Below are 14,552 nucleotides of genomic sequence, written 5' to 3' on the forward strand. Positions count from 1 at the left end.
CGACCGGCGGACCGCAGCGCGGCCGCCGGCCGTCCCGGACGAGGTCAGTCGCGGTCGACGACGACGCGGCCGCCCTGCACGACGGTGCGGACGTGGCGCTCGGGCTCGGCGAGCACGCGGACGTCGGCGAGCGGGTCGGCGTCGACCACCACCAGGTCGGCGTGCGCCCCCGGTGCGACCACGCCGACCTCGCCGGTCAGCCCGATGAGCTCCGCGGCCACGGTCGTCGCCGAGCGCAGCACCTCCAGGGGCGACTGCACCTCGGCCCGGATGGCGAACTCCCGGGACTGGTGGCGCTGCATCCCGCCCAGCAGGTCCGAGCCGTAGACGATCCGCACGCCGGCCCGGGCGGCCCGCTCCAGCGCGCCCAGCCCGGCCCCGAGGACGGCATCGACCTTCTCCCAGCTGTCCCTCGGGAGACCGTGGTCCATCCCCTCCTCCTTGAGCGCCCAGTAGGTCACCAGCGTCGGGACGAGGAAGGCCTGCTTCTCCAGGAGGAGCTCGACGCTGCGGTCGTCGATCAGGTTGCCGTGCTCGATGGACCGGATGCCCACCTCCAGCGCCCGGTTCACCGACCGCGCGGTGTACGCGTGCGCAGCCACGTACCGGTTGGCCGCCGCCGCCTCGTCCACCACGGCACGCAGCTCGTCGAGGGAGTACTGGGTCGAGTCGATCCGGTCGGTCGGGGAGGAGACGCCCCCGCCGGCCATCACCTTGAGGTGGTGGGCACCGGTGCGGAGCTGGTCGCGGGCCGCGGCGCGCAGCGCGTCGACGCCGTCGACGACCCGCCCCATGCTCACGCAGCAGCCCGGCTCCTCGGCCGCGCTCTGCCCGGGGCCGCGGACGTCGCCGTGCCCACCGGTCTGGCTCAGCGCCTTGCCGCCGAACACCAGCCGCGGCCCGGTGATCAGCCCCTCCGCCTGCGCGCGGGCCATCCCGAAGTCCGCGCCGCCGGTGTCGCGGACGGTGGTGAAGCCGCGAGCGAGCATGCCGCCCATCAGCCGTCCGACGTGCGCGGCGACGTAGCTGGGCGCCCAGGTGGGCAGCGCGGCGAGGTCGGCCGTCGCCGCCGTCACGTGCACGTGCCCGTCGACGAGACCCGGCAGCACCCGGCGGCCGGCGGCCTCCAGCACGCGGGCGCCCTCCGGCGCGGTCAGGTCGCGGCCGACCTCCACGATCCGGCCGTCGACGGCGAGCACGTCGGTGCCCTCCAGGTACTCGCCGGCCTCGACGTCCAGGACGTCGGCGCCGCGGACCAGCAGGGCGGGGGCGGTGGGGCTCAACGGTTCTCCTCGGGGGTGGGGACAGCGGTGCGGGTGGCGTGCCAGGCGAGCAGTGGCGCGACGGCGAGCCCGGCCGCCGGGGCCGCCCGGGCGATCGAGGTCTCGTCGTAGGTGCCCGCGGCGTCGAGCAGGCTGAGCGCGCCGATCGTGCGGCCGTCGACGACCACCGGCAGGTTCAGCGTGGCACCGCAGCCCAGCGCCTCGATCGTCGGCCAGTCGGCGAAGACCGCGGCGACCGACGCCGGGTCCACGCCCAGGTAGGGCTGCTGGCGCACCAGCACCTGCTGCGGCCAGGGCGCGTCCCGCGGCATGAACTTCTCGCCGCCGACCGGGTACTCGACCGGGTACTCGACCGGGTGCGAGGTGTGGACCCGGGCCAGCGCACCACGTTCGTCGTCCCAGGCCAGCACGGTGAACAGCCGGGCGCCGACCAGCCGGCGGGCCTCGGCCTGCACCTCGTCGAAGCCGGGGGCGTTCGGCACCGGCGGCCCGGCGGGCCGGGTGATCCGGGTGTCGGGGGCGGACGGCGTGCTCATCGGTTCCCTCCTGCCGCACGCGGCGCGGGGTCGCCGGCGTGCGCTGCGGCCTGCTGCGCCCGGTGGACGTCGTCGGTCTCGGTGAGCTCCTCCAGCGAACGGCCGGTCGTGGACAGGCCGAACACCAGCACGGCGAACACCCCCACGGCCAGCACGACGGTGATCATCGTGAACACGCCCCCGAAGCCCAGGGAGGACGAGGTGAAGCCGATGATCGCCGGGGCGGAGATGCTGCCGATCCGGCCGAAGGCACTGGACAGCCCCGTGCCGCTGGCCCGGATCCAGGTGGGGAACACCTCGGGGGTGTAGGCGTACAGCCCGGAGTAGACGCCGTTGAGGAAAAACGACAGCAGCGCGCCGGCGGCGACGATGCCGAACGAGGTGTCCATCTGGCTGAGCAGGAAGGCGCTGACCGCCGACCCCACCAGGTACAGGGCGATGGTGCGCCGGCGGTCGAGCCGCTCGTTCAGCCAGGCGGCGGAGAAGTAGCCCGGGATCTGCGCCAGGTAGATCACGATGGAGAAGGTGAAGCTCTTCGACACGGTCAGGCCGCGGTCGATGAGCAGGGTCGGGATCCAGGAGAAGAAGCCGTAGTAGGCGAAGGTGATGACGAACCAGACCGTCCAGACGACGGCGGTCCGGCGGGCCATCGCCGGGCTCCACATGAAGCGCAGCGCGGAGAACAGCGTGGGACTGGCCCGCTCCACCACCGGTGCGGGCGCCTCCCCGGTGGACGCGGGCACCGGCGGCAGGGGCTGACCGGTGGCCGCCTCGACGCGGCGTTCGAAGTCGGCCACCACCACCTCGGCCTCGGCGGTGCGCCCCTTGAGCAGCAGGAACCGCGGGGACTCCGGCAGCGAACGCCGCCACCAGAGCAGCAGCAGCACCGGCAGGGCGGTGAGCACCTGCGCCCAGCGCCACCCGTCGTCGAGGTTCGGGACGACGAACCGGCCGATCAGCGCGGCGCCGACGTAACCGAAGGAGAAGAAGCCGGCGAGCGCACCGATGAACCAGCCACGCCGCCGGGCCGGCACGAACTCGGCGAGGAACGGCGCGATGATGGCGCTCTCCGCGCCGGTGCCGATGCCGGCGACGACGCGGGCGCCGACGAAGAACTCGAAGGTCGGCGACACAGCGGCGACGAGGGTGAAGGCGGCGTAGAAGGCCAGCGACCACATCATCACGCGGCGCCGGCCGATCCGGTCGGCGAGCAGCCCGGCGACGGTGGCCCCGATCAGGTACCCGAGCGGCGTGGCCGACCCGATGATGCCCGACTGCCCGGAGGTCAGCCCCCACTCCTCGCGCACCGAGGGGAGCAGGAAGGCGACGATCGCGCCGTCCATGCCGTCGAAGGTGTAGCCGAGGCCGCCGATCAGCAGGAGCAGGTGGTGCGGCCGGCTGAGCGGCAGCCGGTCCAGGCGTTGCAGCAACGACATCGCGTCTCCTCTGGGCGGTCCGGACGACCGGGTTGATGCAACCTAGAAGGCAGAAGGACCGGATTGCAATGGTCTTTGCAGAGGTTGACGTGGACGTAACGTGCAGCAGGTGACCTCGTCCAGCGCAGGGGAGCGGCCCGACCGCCCGGTGGGGGACGCCGCCGTCGGCGCGGAACCGCTGGCGGCCTGGCTGGACTCCCGCGGCCCGGCCGGTGGGCTGTCGGCGAAGTCCGGTGCGGTGGTGCACGCGCTGCGCACCATGCCCCGCACCGCCTCCTACGGTGGCGCCGCCGAGATCGCCGCCGCGGCCGGGGTCAACGTCGCGACGGTCACCCGGACGGCGCAGGCGCTCGGGTTCAGCGGGTGGCCCGCCCTGCAGCAGGAACTGCGGGCCCGCTACCTGTCCTCGCTGAGCGCACCCCAGGTCGCCGCCGAGCACGGGCCACTGACCGACGCGCCCGGGGCCGCCTCGCTCCGCCGGGACATCGACGACCTCGCCGTCCTCGCCCGCAGCACGGAGCCCGCGACGCTGCGCCGGCTGGCCGAGGGGATGGCCGGTGCACGGCGCACGCTCGTCGTCGCCTCGGGCAGCTACACCGCGGTCGGCCTGGCGCTGGCCCACAACGCCACGCTGGCCGGGTACGACGTCCAGCTGCACGACGGCTCGTCGGCGGCGATGGTGAACGCGCTGGCGGCCACCGAGCCCGGCGACCTGGTGCTGACCATCAGCTTCTGGCGGCTCTACGCCAGCGCGGTGCAGGCGGCCCGGGTCGCCGCCGGGCGGGGGGCGACCGTGTGGGCCCTCACCGACAGCGCCAGCGGCCCGCTGGCCACCGCGGCGCAGCACGTGCTGGTCGTGCCGGCGGAGGGCGTGTCCTTCTTCCCCTCCCTCACGCCGGCGCTCGCCGTGGTCCAGTCCCTCTGCGCCGAGCTGGCCGCCGTCGACCCCGAGCGCACCCGGGTGCGCGTCGCGACGGCGGACGCGATGTGGGACGAGTTCGGCCTGCTCGACCGCGCACCGCACCGCCGGTGACCACCGGCCGGGTGCGCACCCGGCCCCGGCTCAGGCGAAGCTGCGACCGGTCAGCTGCTCGTAGGCCTGCACGTAGCGCTCGCGGGTCGCGGCGACGACGGCCTCGGGGAGCTCGGGCGGCGCCGAGACGCGGTCCCAGCCCGAGGTGGTCAGCCAGTCGCGCACGTACTGCTTGTCGAACGAGGCCTGCGGCGCGCCGGGCGACCAGGTGATCGCCGGCCAGAACCGCGAGGAGTCCGGGGTGAGCACCTCGTCGCCCAGCACCAGGGTGTCCCCTGCCGTGCCGAACTCGAACTTGGTGTCGGCCAGCACGATCCCGGCGTCCTCGGCGATCTCCGCGCCGCGGCGGTACAGCGCCAGGGTGAGCGCGCGCAGCGCCTCGGCCCGCTCGGCGCCCACCGCGTCGACGACCTGCGCGAAGCCGATCGCCTCGTCGTGCTCGCCGACCTCGGCCTTGGTCGAGGGGGTGAAGACCGGCTCGGGCAGCTTCGAGCCCTCGACCAGCCCGGCGGGCAACGGGACGTCGACGATCGCACCGCTGTGCTGGTACTCGACCGTGCCGGACCCGGACAGGTAGCCGCGGGCCACGCACTCGACGGGGAGCATCTCCAGCCGGCGCACCAGCATCGACCGGCCGGCGAGCTCGCCGGGCACGCCCTCGGTCAGCAGCGCGTCGCCGGTGGCCAGCAGGTGGTGCTCGGCACCGTGCGCGGCCAGCACCGGCGCCAGCTGCTCGAACCACCAGACCGACAGCGCGGTGAGCACCCGGCCCTTGTCCGGCACCGGCGTGGGCAGGACGACGTCGTAGGCGGAGATGCGGTCGCTGGCGACCAGCAGCAACCGGTCGGCGTCCACCGCGTACACCTCGCGGACCTTGCCGCGGGCGACCAGGTCGAAGGGCAGCGTCACGACAGCGCCGCGAGCCGGTCGAAGAGCGGGCCCAGGTTCTGCACGTACCGCTCGGGCCGGCATATCTCGTCCAGGCGGGCCTCGTCCAGCGCGACGCCCTCGGTGTCCGCCCGCTCCCGCAGGGTCTGCCGGAACGGCGTCCCCTCCTGCCAGGTGCGCATCGCCGCGGACTGCACCAGCGCGTAGGCCTGCTCGCGGCTCATCCCGCCCTCGACCAGCTCCAGCAGCACCGAGGACGTGTAGATCAGCCCGCCGGTGGACTCCAGGTTCGCCCGCATCCGCTCGGCGTCCACGACCAGGTTCTCCACCAGGCCCGCGGTCAGGTTGAGCAGGTAGTCGGTGGTGATCGCCGCGTCGGGCAGGTACACCCGCTCGGTCGAGGAGTGGGAGATGTCCCGCTCGTGCCACAGCGGGATGCCCTCCATGACCGGCACGATCGCCGCGCGCACGACCCGCGCCAGCCCGGCGATCCGCTCGGACCGGATCGGGTTCTTCTTGTGCGGCATCGCCGACGAGCCCTTCTGGCCCGCGCCGAAGGCCTCCGAGAGCTCGCGCACCTCGGTGCGCTGACCGTGCCGCACCTCCAGGGCGATCGCCTCGCAGACGGTGGCGATGATCGCCAGCGCGGACACCCACTCGCTGATGCCGTCGCGCAGCACCACCTGGGTGGAGGCGTCGGCGGCGCGCAGGTGCAGCGCCTCGGCGACGGTGACCTCGACCGAGGGGTCGATGAGGGAGTACGTGCCGACGGCGCCGGAGATGGCGACGACGCCGACGGCCTCGCGGGCGCGGCGCAGCCGGTCCCGGGACCGCGCGGCGGCGAAGGCCAGGTCGGCGACCCGGTGGCCCCACACGTCGGGCTCGGCGTGCACCCCGTGGGTGCGGCCGACCTTGATGGTGTCGCGGTGCGCCAGGCCGTGGTCGCGCAGCGCGGCGACCAGCCGGTCGGCCTTGGCCAGCAGGACGTCGGTGGCGTCGGTGAGCTGGACGGCGAGAGCGGTGTCCAGCAGGTCGGAGCTGGTCATGCCGTGGTGCACGTAGGCGGCGGCCGAGCGCGGCTCGGTGTTGTCGGCCCACGCGGTGAGGAAGGCGATGACGTCGTGCTGCGTCGTCTCCTCGATCTCCGCGACCCGCTCGGGCGTGGGCGGCGGGGCGTTGCGCACCGGCTCGACCACGTCGGCGGGGACCCGCCCGGCGGCCGCGTGCGCCTCGAGGACGAGTGTCTCCACCCGGCACCACAGGTCGTACTTGTGCTGATCGCTCCAGACCCGGCCCATCTCGGGCAGGGTGTACCTGTCGATCATGCGGGCACCGTCTCGGACCGCTCAGCTCGTCGCACCACGGCCCCATCCTCTCGCACCCGCGGGGAGGGGCCCTCATCAGCTCGGAGGACGTCGATGCTGCACCGGGCGAACCGCGCGGCCCGCCGGGCCCGCGAGCGGATCAGGGCCGCCCGGGAGCACGACCCGCACGCGTGGCCCGACGGCACCGTGCTGGTGCTGGAGGACGGCAGCCGGGCGGTCGTCGACCACGTCGAGGAGGCCGGCTCGACCGCTCCCCCGCCGCCGGCCACCGGCGTCACGCCGGCGTCGGACCCCGGGGACACCCAGGTCGGCAGCCCGCACCCCGACGCACCCGACGCCGACGTCCCGGGCGGGGTCAGCGGGCCCCCCCTGCCGGGCGGACCGCCACCGGCCGGCGGACGGGACCGCAGCAGCGGCAGCCTGCTGGCGCCCGAGGGGTCGCTGCGCGCCGCCGAGCGGGACGTGCCCAACGGCCTGCGGATCGCCGCGGCCTGGTCGTGGCGCTCGATCGCGGTGCTGGCCGCCCTCTACCTGCTGCTGCGAGCCGCGGGGTACGTGGCGGTGGTCGTCGTCCCGGTCATCGTGGCGCTGCTGCTGGCCGCGCTGCTGCAGCCGGGGGCGGCGTTCCTGCGGCGGCGCGGCTGGCCGTCCTCGCTCGCCGCGCTGACCATGCTCGTGGTCGGGCTGGGGGTGGTCGCCGGCATCGTCACGCTGGTGGTGGAGGAGTTCGCCTCCGGCTACGAGGACCTGGCCTCCCAGGTCGACGAGGGCCTCACCCAGGTGCAGGACTTCCTCACCCGCACGTTCCCGATCACCGACGGGCAGATCACCGACGCCGTCGACAGCGCCCGCCAGGGCGTCGTGGACAACCGCGACCTGCTCACCTCCGGTGCGCTGACCACGGCCGCCACGGTCGGCGAGGTGCTCACCGGCACCCTGCTGACCCTGTTCACTCTCTTCTTCTTCCTGATGGACGGCCGGCAGATCTGGCTGTGGGTCGTCGGGCTCACCCCGGCGAACTCGCAGGCCTACCTCGACGAGGCCGCCCGCCGCTCCTGGCGCACGCTGATCTCCTACGTGCGGGCCACGGTGGGGGTGGCCGCCTTCGACGCGGTCGTCATCGGGGTCGGCCTGCTGTTCCTCGGGACGCCGCTGGTGGTGCCGCTGGCGGCGCTGGTGTTCCTCGGCGCGTTCATCCCGATCATCGGGTCGTTCCTGGCCGGCACGGTGTCGGTGCTGGTGACGCTGGTGGCGGTCGGGCCGGTGCGGGCGCTGATCGCGCTGGGGATCATCGTGCTGGTCATGCAGCTGGAGGGCCACGTGCTGCAGCCGCTGCTGCTGGGCCGGGCGGTCTCGGTGCACCCGCTGGCCGTCGTCCTGGGGATCGCCGGCGGCCTGCTGGTCGGTGGGATCTTCGGTGCGCTGATCGCCGTGCCGGTCATCGCCTGCGCCAACGTGGCGGGCACCTACCTGTCCCGCCGCAACGAGGGCCCGCGACCACCGCAACCGGACACCCGCCGGGCCAGACGGCTGGTCTCGGCGGGCTGAGCCCGGCCGCCTCCCGGCGGCCGGGCCCTCGGGCGCGAGAGCACCGTGGGCCGGGACCGGTCAGACCCCCGGGTAGGCGCCGGCGGCGATGTCCTCGAGCAGGGTCGGGCCGGTCGGCGTCCAGTCGAGCAGGGCGCGGGTCGCCTCGCTCGAGGCCTGCACGTCGGTGCCCCAGAAGCCGCCGATGAAGGGCCCGAGGCGGTCGACGGCCTCCTCGGGCGAGACGGACCGGACCGGCAGGTCCAGCGACCGTCCCAGGGCCTCGGCGACCTCCCGGGTGGGTACGGCCTCCTCGGCCACCACGTGCAGCCGAGTGCCGGCCGGAGCGTGCTCGAGCCCGAGCCGCACCAGCCGCGCGGCGTCGGACCGGTGGACGGCGGACCAGGCGTTGCTGCCGTCGCCGACGTACGCAGAGACGCCGGACCGGCGGGCAGCGGCAGCGACGAAGGCGATGAACCCGTGGTCGCCCACCCCGTGCACCGTCGGCGCGAAACGGGCGCTGACGACCCGCACCCCGCGGGCGACGTGGTCCAGCGCCAGGTTCTCCGCACCGCCGCGCGCCGAGGCCGGGCCCACTGCGGGGTTGGGGTCGGACTCGCGCGCCGGGCGGCCCTGGGCCAGCCCGGCGACGCCGGCGGCCAGCACCAGCGGGCGGTCGCTGCCGACGAGCGCCCCTGCCAGGGTCTCGACGGCGGCCCGCTCGGCCCGGTTGGACTCCGCGGGGTCCGCGAAGTCGTGCTTGTTGGCCAGGTGGACGACGCCCTCGGCCGCCTCGGCGCCCCGGCGCAGCGCAGCCAGGTCGTCGAGGTCACCGCTGAGCGGGGTGGCGCCCTTGGCCTGCAGGGCAGCGGCCGCGGCCGGCGTGCGGACCAGCCCGACCACCTCGTGCCCGGCGGCCAGCAGCTCGTCGACCGTGGCCGACCCGATCCAGCCGCTCGCGCCCGTGACGAACACCTTCATGACCAGCTCCTCCGCGTCGTGATGTCAGGTACTGACGTCACCGTACGCCGCCATGTCAGGAACTGTCATGACTACGCTGGCGGCGTGGCCAGGTGGGAGGCGGGGACCCGCGAGCGGTTGCAGCGCGCCGCTCTGGACCTGTTCGCCGCGCGTGGCTACGACGGCGTCACGGTCGCCGAGATCGCCGCCGGGGCGGGCACGACCGAGCGCACGTTCTTCCGGCACTTCGCCGACAAGCGCGAGGTGCTCTTCCGCGGGCCGGACGACTTCGAGCTCGCCTTCGTGGGCGCCGTCGCCGCGGCCCCGGACGGCGACCCGCTCGCGCTCGCGCTGGCCGGCCTCGCCGGCGGCGCGACGTACTTCCACGAGGACCGGCGCCCGTGGTCACGGGCCCGGCAGCGGGTCATCGACGCGCACCCCGCGCTCCAGGAGCGTGAGCTGCTCAAGCTGTCGGCGCTGGCCGCGGCGCTGACCCGCGCCCTCACCGAGCGCGGCGTCGCACCCGTCCCGGCCGCCCTGGCCGCGGAGAGCGCGGTGACCGTCTTCCACACGGCCTTCGCCGTCTGGATCGCCGAGGACGAGGCACGCCCGTTCGTCGAGGTGCAGGCCGCCGTCCTGGCCGAGCTGCACGCCCTGCTGGCCGCCGGGCGGGGCTGACGGCCGTCAGGCGGTGATGCGCCCCTCGACGGCGGCCAGCGCGATGTCGGTGCGCCAGTGCGCGCCGGCCAGCCGGACGGCGGCGAGCCGCTCATAGACGGTCTGCCGGGCCGCGGCCAGGTCGGCGCCCACTGCGGTGACCGACAGCACCCGGCCGCCGGCGGAGTGGACGAGTCCGTCGGGGCCCACGACGGTGCCGGCGTGCAGCACGCCCTCGCCGTCGGCACCGGTGACCGGGTCGCCGTACCGCGGGCGCTCCGGGTAGCCCTCGGCGGCCACGACCACGGTGACGGCCGCGCCGTCGCACCAGCGCAGCGGCGGCTGGTCGGCGAGCGTGCCGGTGGCGGCGGCGTGCAGCAGCCCGGCCAGCGGGGTCTCCAGCAGCGGCAGGACGACCTGGGTCTCGGGGTCGCCGAACCGGGCGTTGAACTCGACCACCTTCACCCCGGCCGAGGTCAGCGCCAGCCCGGCGTAGAGCAGCCCGCTGAACGACTCCCCGCGGCGGCGCATCTCGTCGACGGTGGGCTGCAGCACCGTGGCCAGCACCTCGGCGACCAGCCCGGCCGGCGCCCACGGCAGCGGTGCGTAGGCGCCCATGCCGCCGGTGTTCGGGCCGCCGTCACCGTCGTCGCGGCGCTTGGCGTCCTGCGCGGGCAGCAGCGGCACCACCGTCGTCCCGTCGGTGAGCGCGAACAGCGACACCTCGGGGCCGTCGAGGAACTCCTCGACCAGCACCGAGTGCCCGGCGTCGAGCACCGCCTGGCCGTGGGCGAGGGCGGCGTCGTGGTCGGTGGTGACCAGCACGCCCTTGCCGGCCGCCAGCCCGTCGTCCTTGACCACGTAGGGGGCGCCGGACTCCGCGAGCACGGTGTGCAGCTCGGCGGACCCGCCGACCGCCCAGGACCGCGCGGTCGGCACCCCGGCCGCGGTCATCACGTGCTTGGCGAAGGCCTTGGAGCCCTCGAGCTGCGCAGCCTGGGCCGACGGGCCGAAGCAGGCGATGCCCGCGTCGCGCACGGCGTCGGCGGCACCGGCGACCAGCGGGACCTCCGGGCCGACGACGACCAGGTCGGCCTGCCACTCGACGGCCAGCGCGGCGACGGCGACCGGGTCGGCCACCTCCAGCGGGAACGGCGCGGCGATGACCGCGGTGCCGGCGTTGCCCGGCGCGCAGGCCAGCGCGGTGACCGCGGGGTCGGACTGCAGAGCCACGCACAGGGCGTGCTCCCGGGCACCGGAGCCGATCACGAGGACGCGCACGCCGCTGAACGTACCGATGCGCCCGCTGAGCGACCCGGCGGGCGGGCGTCGTCACCCCAGTCACACCGACGACAGTGATCTCCCTCACAGGGGTGGGACGACTCTCCAGGTGAGCGCGTCGTCCACCGATCTGACTCCATGACGTCGGCGCGCGTTCACGACACGGACAGGGAACTGGCGTTCCCTGGGGACATGCAGGAGACCGGCCTGAAGGCCGTTCGCTCGCCCAGCCTGGAGCGCTCGCCGCTCGTCATCGGGCACCGCGGCGCACCGAGCTACCGACCCGAGCACACGCGCGCCAGCTACGAGCTGGCCATCGACCTGGGCGCCGACCTCATCGAGCCCGACCTCGTCGTCACCCGTGACGGCGAGCTCGTGGCACGGCACGAGAACGAGCTCTCCCGGTCGACCGACGTCGCCGCCCACCCCGAGTTCGCCGGCCGCCGGCGCACCCAGGAGGTGGACGGCGAGGAGCTGACCGGTTGGTTCGCCGAGGACTTCACCCTCGCCGAGCTGCGCACCCTGGGCGCCGTCGAGCGCACGCCCGGGATGCGCCCGATGAACAGCGCCTACGACGGCCGCTTCGGCCTCCTCACCTTCGCCGAGGTGGTCGAGGTGGCCCGCCGCCGCTCCACCGGTGGCCGCGTGGTGCGGGTGCAGGCCGAGCTCAAGTGCCCGTCCTGGTACGCCGCGCAGGGCATGCCGATGGTGGAGCTGGTCGCCTCCGAGCTCCGCCGGCTGGACGCCGCGCACCAGGGCGGGTCGGTGGTCGTGCAGGCCTTCGACCCCGCCGCGCTGCGCGAGCTGCACGACGACCTGGGCCCGGACGGCCCGAAGCTGGTGCAGCTGATCGAGGAGGAGGGCGTCCAGGACGCCCTGGTCACCCCCTCGGGCCTGCGCGAGATCTCCACCTACGCGCAGGGCATCGCCCCGCACAAGGGCCGGATCCTGCTGCACGGTGCCGACGGCGGCCTGGTCGGCGTCTCGGACCTGATCACCCAGGCGCACCGCGCCGGGCTGACCGTCGAGCCGTGGACGCTGCGGCCGGAGAACGTCTTCCTGCCCGTGCACCTGCGCCGGGGCGGCGACCCCCGCGGCCTGGGCGACGCCCAGACCGAGGCCCGCCTGCTCTTCGCCCTCGGTGTCGACGGCGTCATCACCGACGCCCCCGAGACCGCCTACCGCGCCCGCTCCGAGCTCTCCGCCGCCGCCATGGCCCCCGTCCGCCCCCGCGTCTGACCCGCCCCACCGACCGTGCGCCCAGCGGGTCCCAGCACACCTGGGCCCCCCGCTGAGCGCACGGTCGGCGCGTCCCTGGAGCCGGGGACGGCACGGGTGAGCCGACGACGCGACGCACCCCAGGTGTCGCCGCAGGCGACTGTGCGCTGACGTCGCGGCGGCCGGAGGCCACCCGACGTCGGCGCACGGAGCGGCTCCCCAGGAGCCGGGGACCCTGCCCGGCCGCGGTGCGGCCCGGCAGGGTCGCGATCAGATCAGGTCGTGCAGGACGACGTTCTCGTCGCGGCCCGGGCCGACGCCGATGACGCTGATGCGGGCCCCGGAGAGCTCCTCCAGCCGGCGCACGTAGGCCTGGGCGTTGGCCGGCAGGTCCTCGAAGCGGCGGCAGGCGGTGATGTCCTCGAACCAGCCGGGCATCTCCTCGTAGACCGGCGTGGCGTGGTGGAAGTCGGTCTGCGTCATCGGCATCTCGTCGTGGCGCACGCCGTCGACGTCGTAGGCCACGCAGATCGGCACCGTCTCCAGGCCGGAGAGGACGTCGAGCTTGGTGAGGAAGAAGTCGGTGATGCCGTTGACCCGGCTGGCGTAGCGGGCCACGACGGCGTCGAACCAGCCGCAGCGGCGGTCGCGGCCGGTGGTCACGCCCACCTCGCCGCCCTGCTTGCGCAGGTACTCGCCCCACTGGTCGTGCAGCTCGGTCGGGAAGGGCCCGGAGCCCACGCGGGTCGTGTAGGCCTTGAGGATGCCGACGACCCGCTCGATCCGGGTCGGGCCGACGCCGGCGCCCACGGCCGCGCCACCGGCGGTCGGGTTGGACGACGTCACGAACGGATAGGTGCCGTGGTCGACGTCCAGCAGGGTGCCCTGGGAGCCCTCCAGCAGGATCCACTCGCCCGCGTCGAGGACCTTGCCCAGCATCAGCCGGGTGTCGACGATGCGGTGCTTGAGCGCCTCGGCGTAGCCGGCGTACTCCTCGACGACCTCGTCGACGTCGATGGCCTTGCGGTTGTAGACCTTGACCAGGATCTGGTTCTTCTCCTGCAGCGTGCCCTCGAGCTTCTGCCGCAGGATCGACAGGTCGAGCAGGTCCTGCACACGGATGCCGTTGCGGGCGACCTTGTCCCCGTACGCGGGGCCGATGCCGCGGCCCGTGGTGCCGATCTTGCGCTGGCCCAGGAACCGCTCGGTGACCCGGTCCAGGGCCCGGTGGTGCGGCATGATCAGGTGCGCGTCCGAGGAGATCACCAGGCGCGAGGTGTCGACGCCGCGCTCCTCCAGGCCCGCGAGCTCACCGATCAGCACCTCGGGGTCGATGACCACGCCGTTGCCGATGACCGGGGTGCAGCCGGGCGTGAGGATGCCGCTGGGGATCAGGTGCAGGGCGTACTTCTCGCCGTCCGGGGTGATCACGGTGTGCCCGGCGTTGTTGCCGCCCTGGTACCGGACGACGTAGGGGATCCTGCCGCCGAGGAGGTCGGTGGCCTTGCCCTTGCCCTCGTCGCCCCACTGGGCGCCGATCAGCACGACTGCGGGCATGGGGGGTCTCTCCTCGTCCACGAACTGCACCGGGGGGTGCCCGGTCGGCCAGGTGGCAGGGTATCCGCATGCCCGCCACACACCTCGACCTGCGCGGCCTGGCGGCGTCCCAGCCGCCGTCGCGCCGGCACGTGGCGTCGGTGGTCGACGGCGCCGAGGAGCTGCACGTGCTGGGTCCGGTGCCCGGGCTGGCGGCGGTGCTGGCCCGGCTCTGGAAGACCGACCGGCTGCCCGCGGTGCCGGTGAGCTGGGAGCCGGCCGACGACCGCGCCTCAACTGCGCTGGCCCGCTCGCTGGGCATCGGCGGCGGCGGGGAGCGGGAGCTGCCGCTGGTGCGCGACGACCACGGTGGCGTCCTGCTGCACAGCGGCCGGGTCGCCGCGCACGGCGAGCCACGACGGGCGCTGGCGCAGCGGTTCGGCGCCCAGGCGTACTGCGACGACACCCGGGTCGCCGACGGACTGGTCACCCGGATCGACGTGCGGCCGGTCTGGACGGCGGTCGACCGGCTCGCCGTCGCGGTCACGACGCTGCCGCTGCGGCGGGTGGGCCGGGCGGAGGGCCGGGCGCTGCAGCTGGCCTGCGCGCCGGCCCAGGTGACCCGGGACGGCGTCCCCGTCGACCGCGAGGTCACCAAGTGGACCTGGTACGCCGACGACCGGGTGCGTTGGCGCCTGCGGGCCTGAGGGAGGTCGAGCCCCGCCTCCCCCGCTCCTCGTGAGCTCGGAGCGGATCTCCGGACGGGGCACGCCCCCGCGACCGGGCCGACGAGCCCCTGCAGCGCGGCGGGGGACGGCGTGGAGACTGGAGCCACCGCCTGAGCCCGAGGAGGTCGCGCTGCTGTCGTCCCG

Annotated in this window: 13 protein-coding genes; 5 read left to right on the forward strand and 8 right to left on the reverse strand. The window is 74.8% G+C overall.

Going from position 1 to position 14,552, the window contains the following annotated elements:
• Positions 1-44 precede the first annotated feature (44 nt).
• The 3 genes from KUM42_RS08535 to KUM42_RS08545 are packed head-to-tail and all read right to left on the reverse strand — an operon-like array spanning position 45 to position 3,255.
• A complete protein-coding gene (locus KUM42_RS08535) occupies positions 45-1,283 on the reverse strand; it encodes an amidohydrolase family protein (protein ID WP_237496330.1) in 1,239 nt (412 codons plus the stop codon).
• The gene (locus KUM42_RS08540) at positions 1,280-1,819 is read right to left on the reverse strand and encodes a GAF domain-containing protein (RefSeq protein WP_237496331.1); all 540 of its coding nucleotides are present in this window, start codon (positions 1,817-1,819) and stop codon (positions 1,280-1,282) included. The genes KUM42_RS08535 and KUM42_RS08540 overlap by 4 nt, the downstream gene beginning before the upstream one ends.
• Complete coding sequence (locus KUM42_RS08545) at positions 1,816-3,255, reverse strand: MFS transporter (protein ID WP_237496332.1); 1,440 nt, start codon at positions 3,253-3,255, stop codon at positions 1,816-1,818. The genes KUM42_RS08540 and KUM42_RS08545 overlap by 4 nt, the downstream gene beginning before the upstream one ends.
• Positions 3,256-3,364: 109 nt before the next feature.
• Between KUM42_RS08545 and KUM42_RS08550 the strand changes: the two genes are divergently transcribed.
• On the forward strand, positions 3,365-4,288 hold the full coding sequence (locus tag KUM42_RS08550) for a MurR/RpiR family transcriptional regulator (RefSeq protein ID WP_237496333.1): 924 nt from the start codon (positions 3,365-3,367) through the stop codon (positions 4,286-4,288).
• A gap of 30 nt (positions 4,289-4,318) precedes the next feature.
• On the opposite strand, the gene KUM42_RS08555 is transcribed toward KUM42_RS08550, so the two are convergent.
• Both KUM42_RS08555 and purB read right to left on the reverse strand, forming a co-directional pair.
• Positions 4,319-5,197, reverse strand: a complete 879-nt coding sequence (locus KUM42_RS08555) for a phosphoribosylaminoimidazolesuccinocarboxamide synthase (RefSeq protein WP_237496334.1) — start codon at positions 5,195-5,197, stop codon at positions 4,319-4,321.
• Positions 5,194-6,501 (reverse strand): adenylosuccinate lyase, encoded by a 1,308-nt coding sequence (gene purB / locus KUM42_RS08560; RefSeq protein WP_237496335.1) that lies wholly within the window; start codon positions 6,499-6,501, stop codon positions 5,194-5,196. The genes KUM42_RS08555 and purB overlap by 4 nt, the downstream gene beginning before the upstream one ends.
• Positions 6,502-6,594: 93 nt before the next feature.
• Between purB and KUM42_RS08565 the strand changes: the two genes are divergently transcribed.
• Positions 6,595-8,049, forward strand: coding sequence for an AI-2E family transporter (locus KUM42_RS08565; protein ID WP_237496336.1), 1,455 nt, complete (start codon positions 6,595-6,597; stop codon positions 8,047-8,049).
• A gap of 60 nt (positions 8,050-8,109) precedes the next feature.
• On the opposite strand, the gene KUM42_RS08570 is transcribed toward KUM42_RS08565, so the two are convergent.
• The gene (locus KUM42_RS08570; RefSeq protein ID WP_237496337.1) at positions 8,110-9,009 is read right to left on the reverse strand and encodes an NAD-dependent epimerase/dehydratase family protein; all 900 of its coding nucleotides are present in this window, start codon (positions 9,007-9,009) and stop codon (positions 8,110-8,112) included.
• Positions 9,010-9,093: 84 nt separating this feature from the next.
• Here KUM42_RS08570 and KUM42_RS08575 point away from each other — a divergent pair, with 84 nt between their 5' ends.
• Positions 9,094-9,666 carry a TetR/AcrR family transcriptional regulator gene (locus KUM42_RS08575; RefSeq protein ID WP_237496338.1) on the forward strand — a complete coding sequence of 191 codons (573 nt, stop codon included), beginning with the start codon at positions 9,094-9,096 and terminating at the stop codon, positions 9,664-9,666.
• 6 nt (positions 9,667-9,672) lie between these two features.
• On the opposite strand, the gene purD is transcribed toward KUM42_RS08575, so the two are convergent.
• Entirely contained in the window at positions 9,673-10,926 is a 1,254-nt protein-coding gene (purD, locus tag KUM42_RS08580; protein WP_237496339.1) for a phosphoribosylamine--glycine ligase, read from the reverse strand.
• Between the two features lie 192 nt (positions 10,927-11,118).
• Here purD and KUM42_RS08585 point away from each other — a divergent pair, with 192 nt between their 5' ends.
• Complete coding sequence (locus tag KUM42_RS08585) at positions 11,119-12,165, forward strand: glycerophosphodiester phosphodiesterase family protein (RefSeq protein ID WP_237496340.1); 1,047 nt, start codon at positions 11,119-11,121, stop codon at positions 12,163-12,165.
• Positions 12,166-12,414: 249 nt separating this feature from the next.
• Here the strand turns inward: KUM42_RS08585 and KUM42_RS08590 are convergent, their stop codons facing one another.
• The gene (locus KUM42_RS08590) at positions 12,415-13,701 is read right to left on the reverse strand and encodes an adenylosuccinate synthase (protein ID WP_237496341.1); all 1,287 of its coding nucleotides are present in this window, start codon (positions 13,699-13,701) and stop codon (positions 12,415-12,417) included.
• 68 nt (positions 13,702-13,769) lie between these two features.
• Between KUM42_RS08590 and KUM42_RS08595 the strand changes: the two genes are divergently transcribed.
• On the forward strand, positions 13,770-14,387 hold the full coding sequence (locus KUM42_RS08595) for a hypothetical protein (protein ID WP_237496342.1): 618 nt from the start codon (positions 13,770-13,772) through the stop codon (positions 14,385-14,387).
• The last annotated feature ends 165 nt before the right edge of the window (positions 14,388-14,552 follow it).

It is taken from the genome of Modestobacter sp. L9-4 (assembly GCF_019112525.1).
In the GTDB taxonomy this organism is placed as follows: Bacteria; Actinomycetota; Actinomycetes; order Mycobacteriales; family Geodermatophilaceae; genus Modestobacter.

Excerpts from the sequence above, each read along its gene's own strand:
- KUM42_RS08540 (WP_237496331.1), bottom strand. The coding sequence starts at position 1,819 with ATGAGCACGCCGTCCGCCCCCGACACCCGGATCACCCGGCCCGCCGGG.
- KUM42_RS08590 (WP_237496341.1), bottom strand. The coding sequence starts at position 13,701 with ATGCCCGCAGTCGTGCTGATCGGCGCCCAGTGGGGCGACGAGGGCAAG.
- KUM42_RS08545 (WP_237496332.1), bottom strand. The coding sequence starts at position 3,255 with ATGTCGTTGCTGCAACGCCTGGACCGGCTGCCGCTCAGCCGGCCGCAC.
- KUM42_RS08595 (WP_237496342.1), top strand. The coding sequence starts at position 13,770 with ATGCCCGCCACACACCTCGACCTGCGCGGCCTGGCGGCGTCCCAGCCG.
- KUM42_RS08570 (WP_237496337.1), bottom strand. The coding sequence starts at position 9,009 with ATGAAGGTGTTCGTCACGGGCGCGAGCGGCTGGATCGGGTCGGCCACG.
- purB (WP_237496335.1), bottom strand. The coding sequence starts at position 6,501 with ATGATCGACAGGTACACCCTGCCCGAGATGGGCCGGGTCTGGAGCGAT.
- KUM42_RS08565 (WP_237496336.1), top strand. The coding sequence starts at position 6,595 with ATGCTGCACCGGGCGAACCGCGCGGCCCGCCGGGCCCGCGAGCGGATC.
- KUM42_RS08585 (WP_237496340.1), top strand. The coding sequence starts at position 11,119 with ATGCAGGAGACCGGCCTGAAGGCCGTTCGCTCGCCCAGCCTGGAGCGC.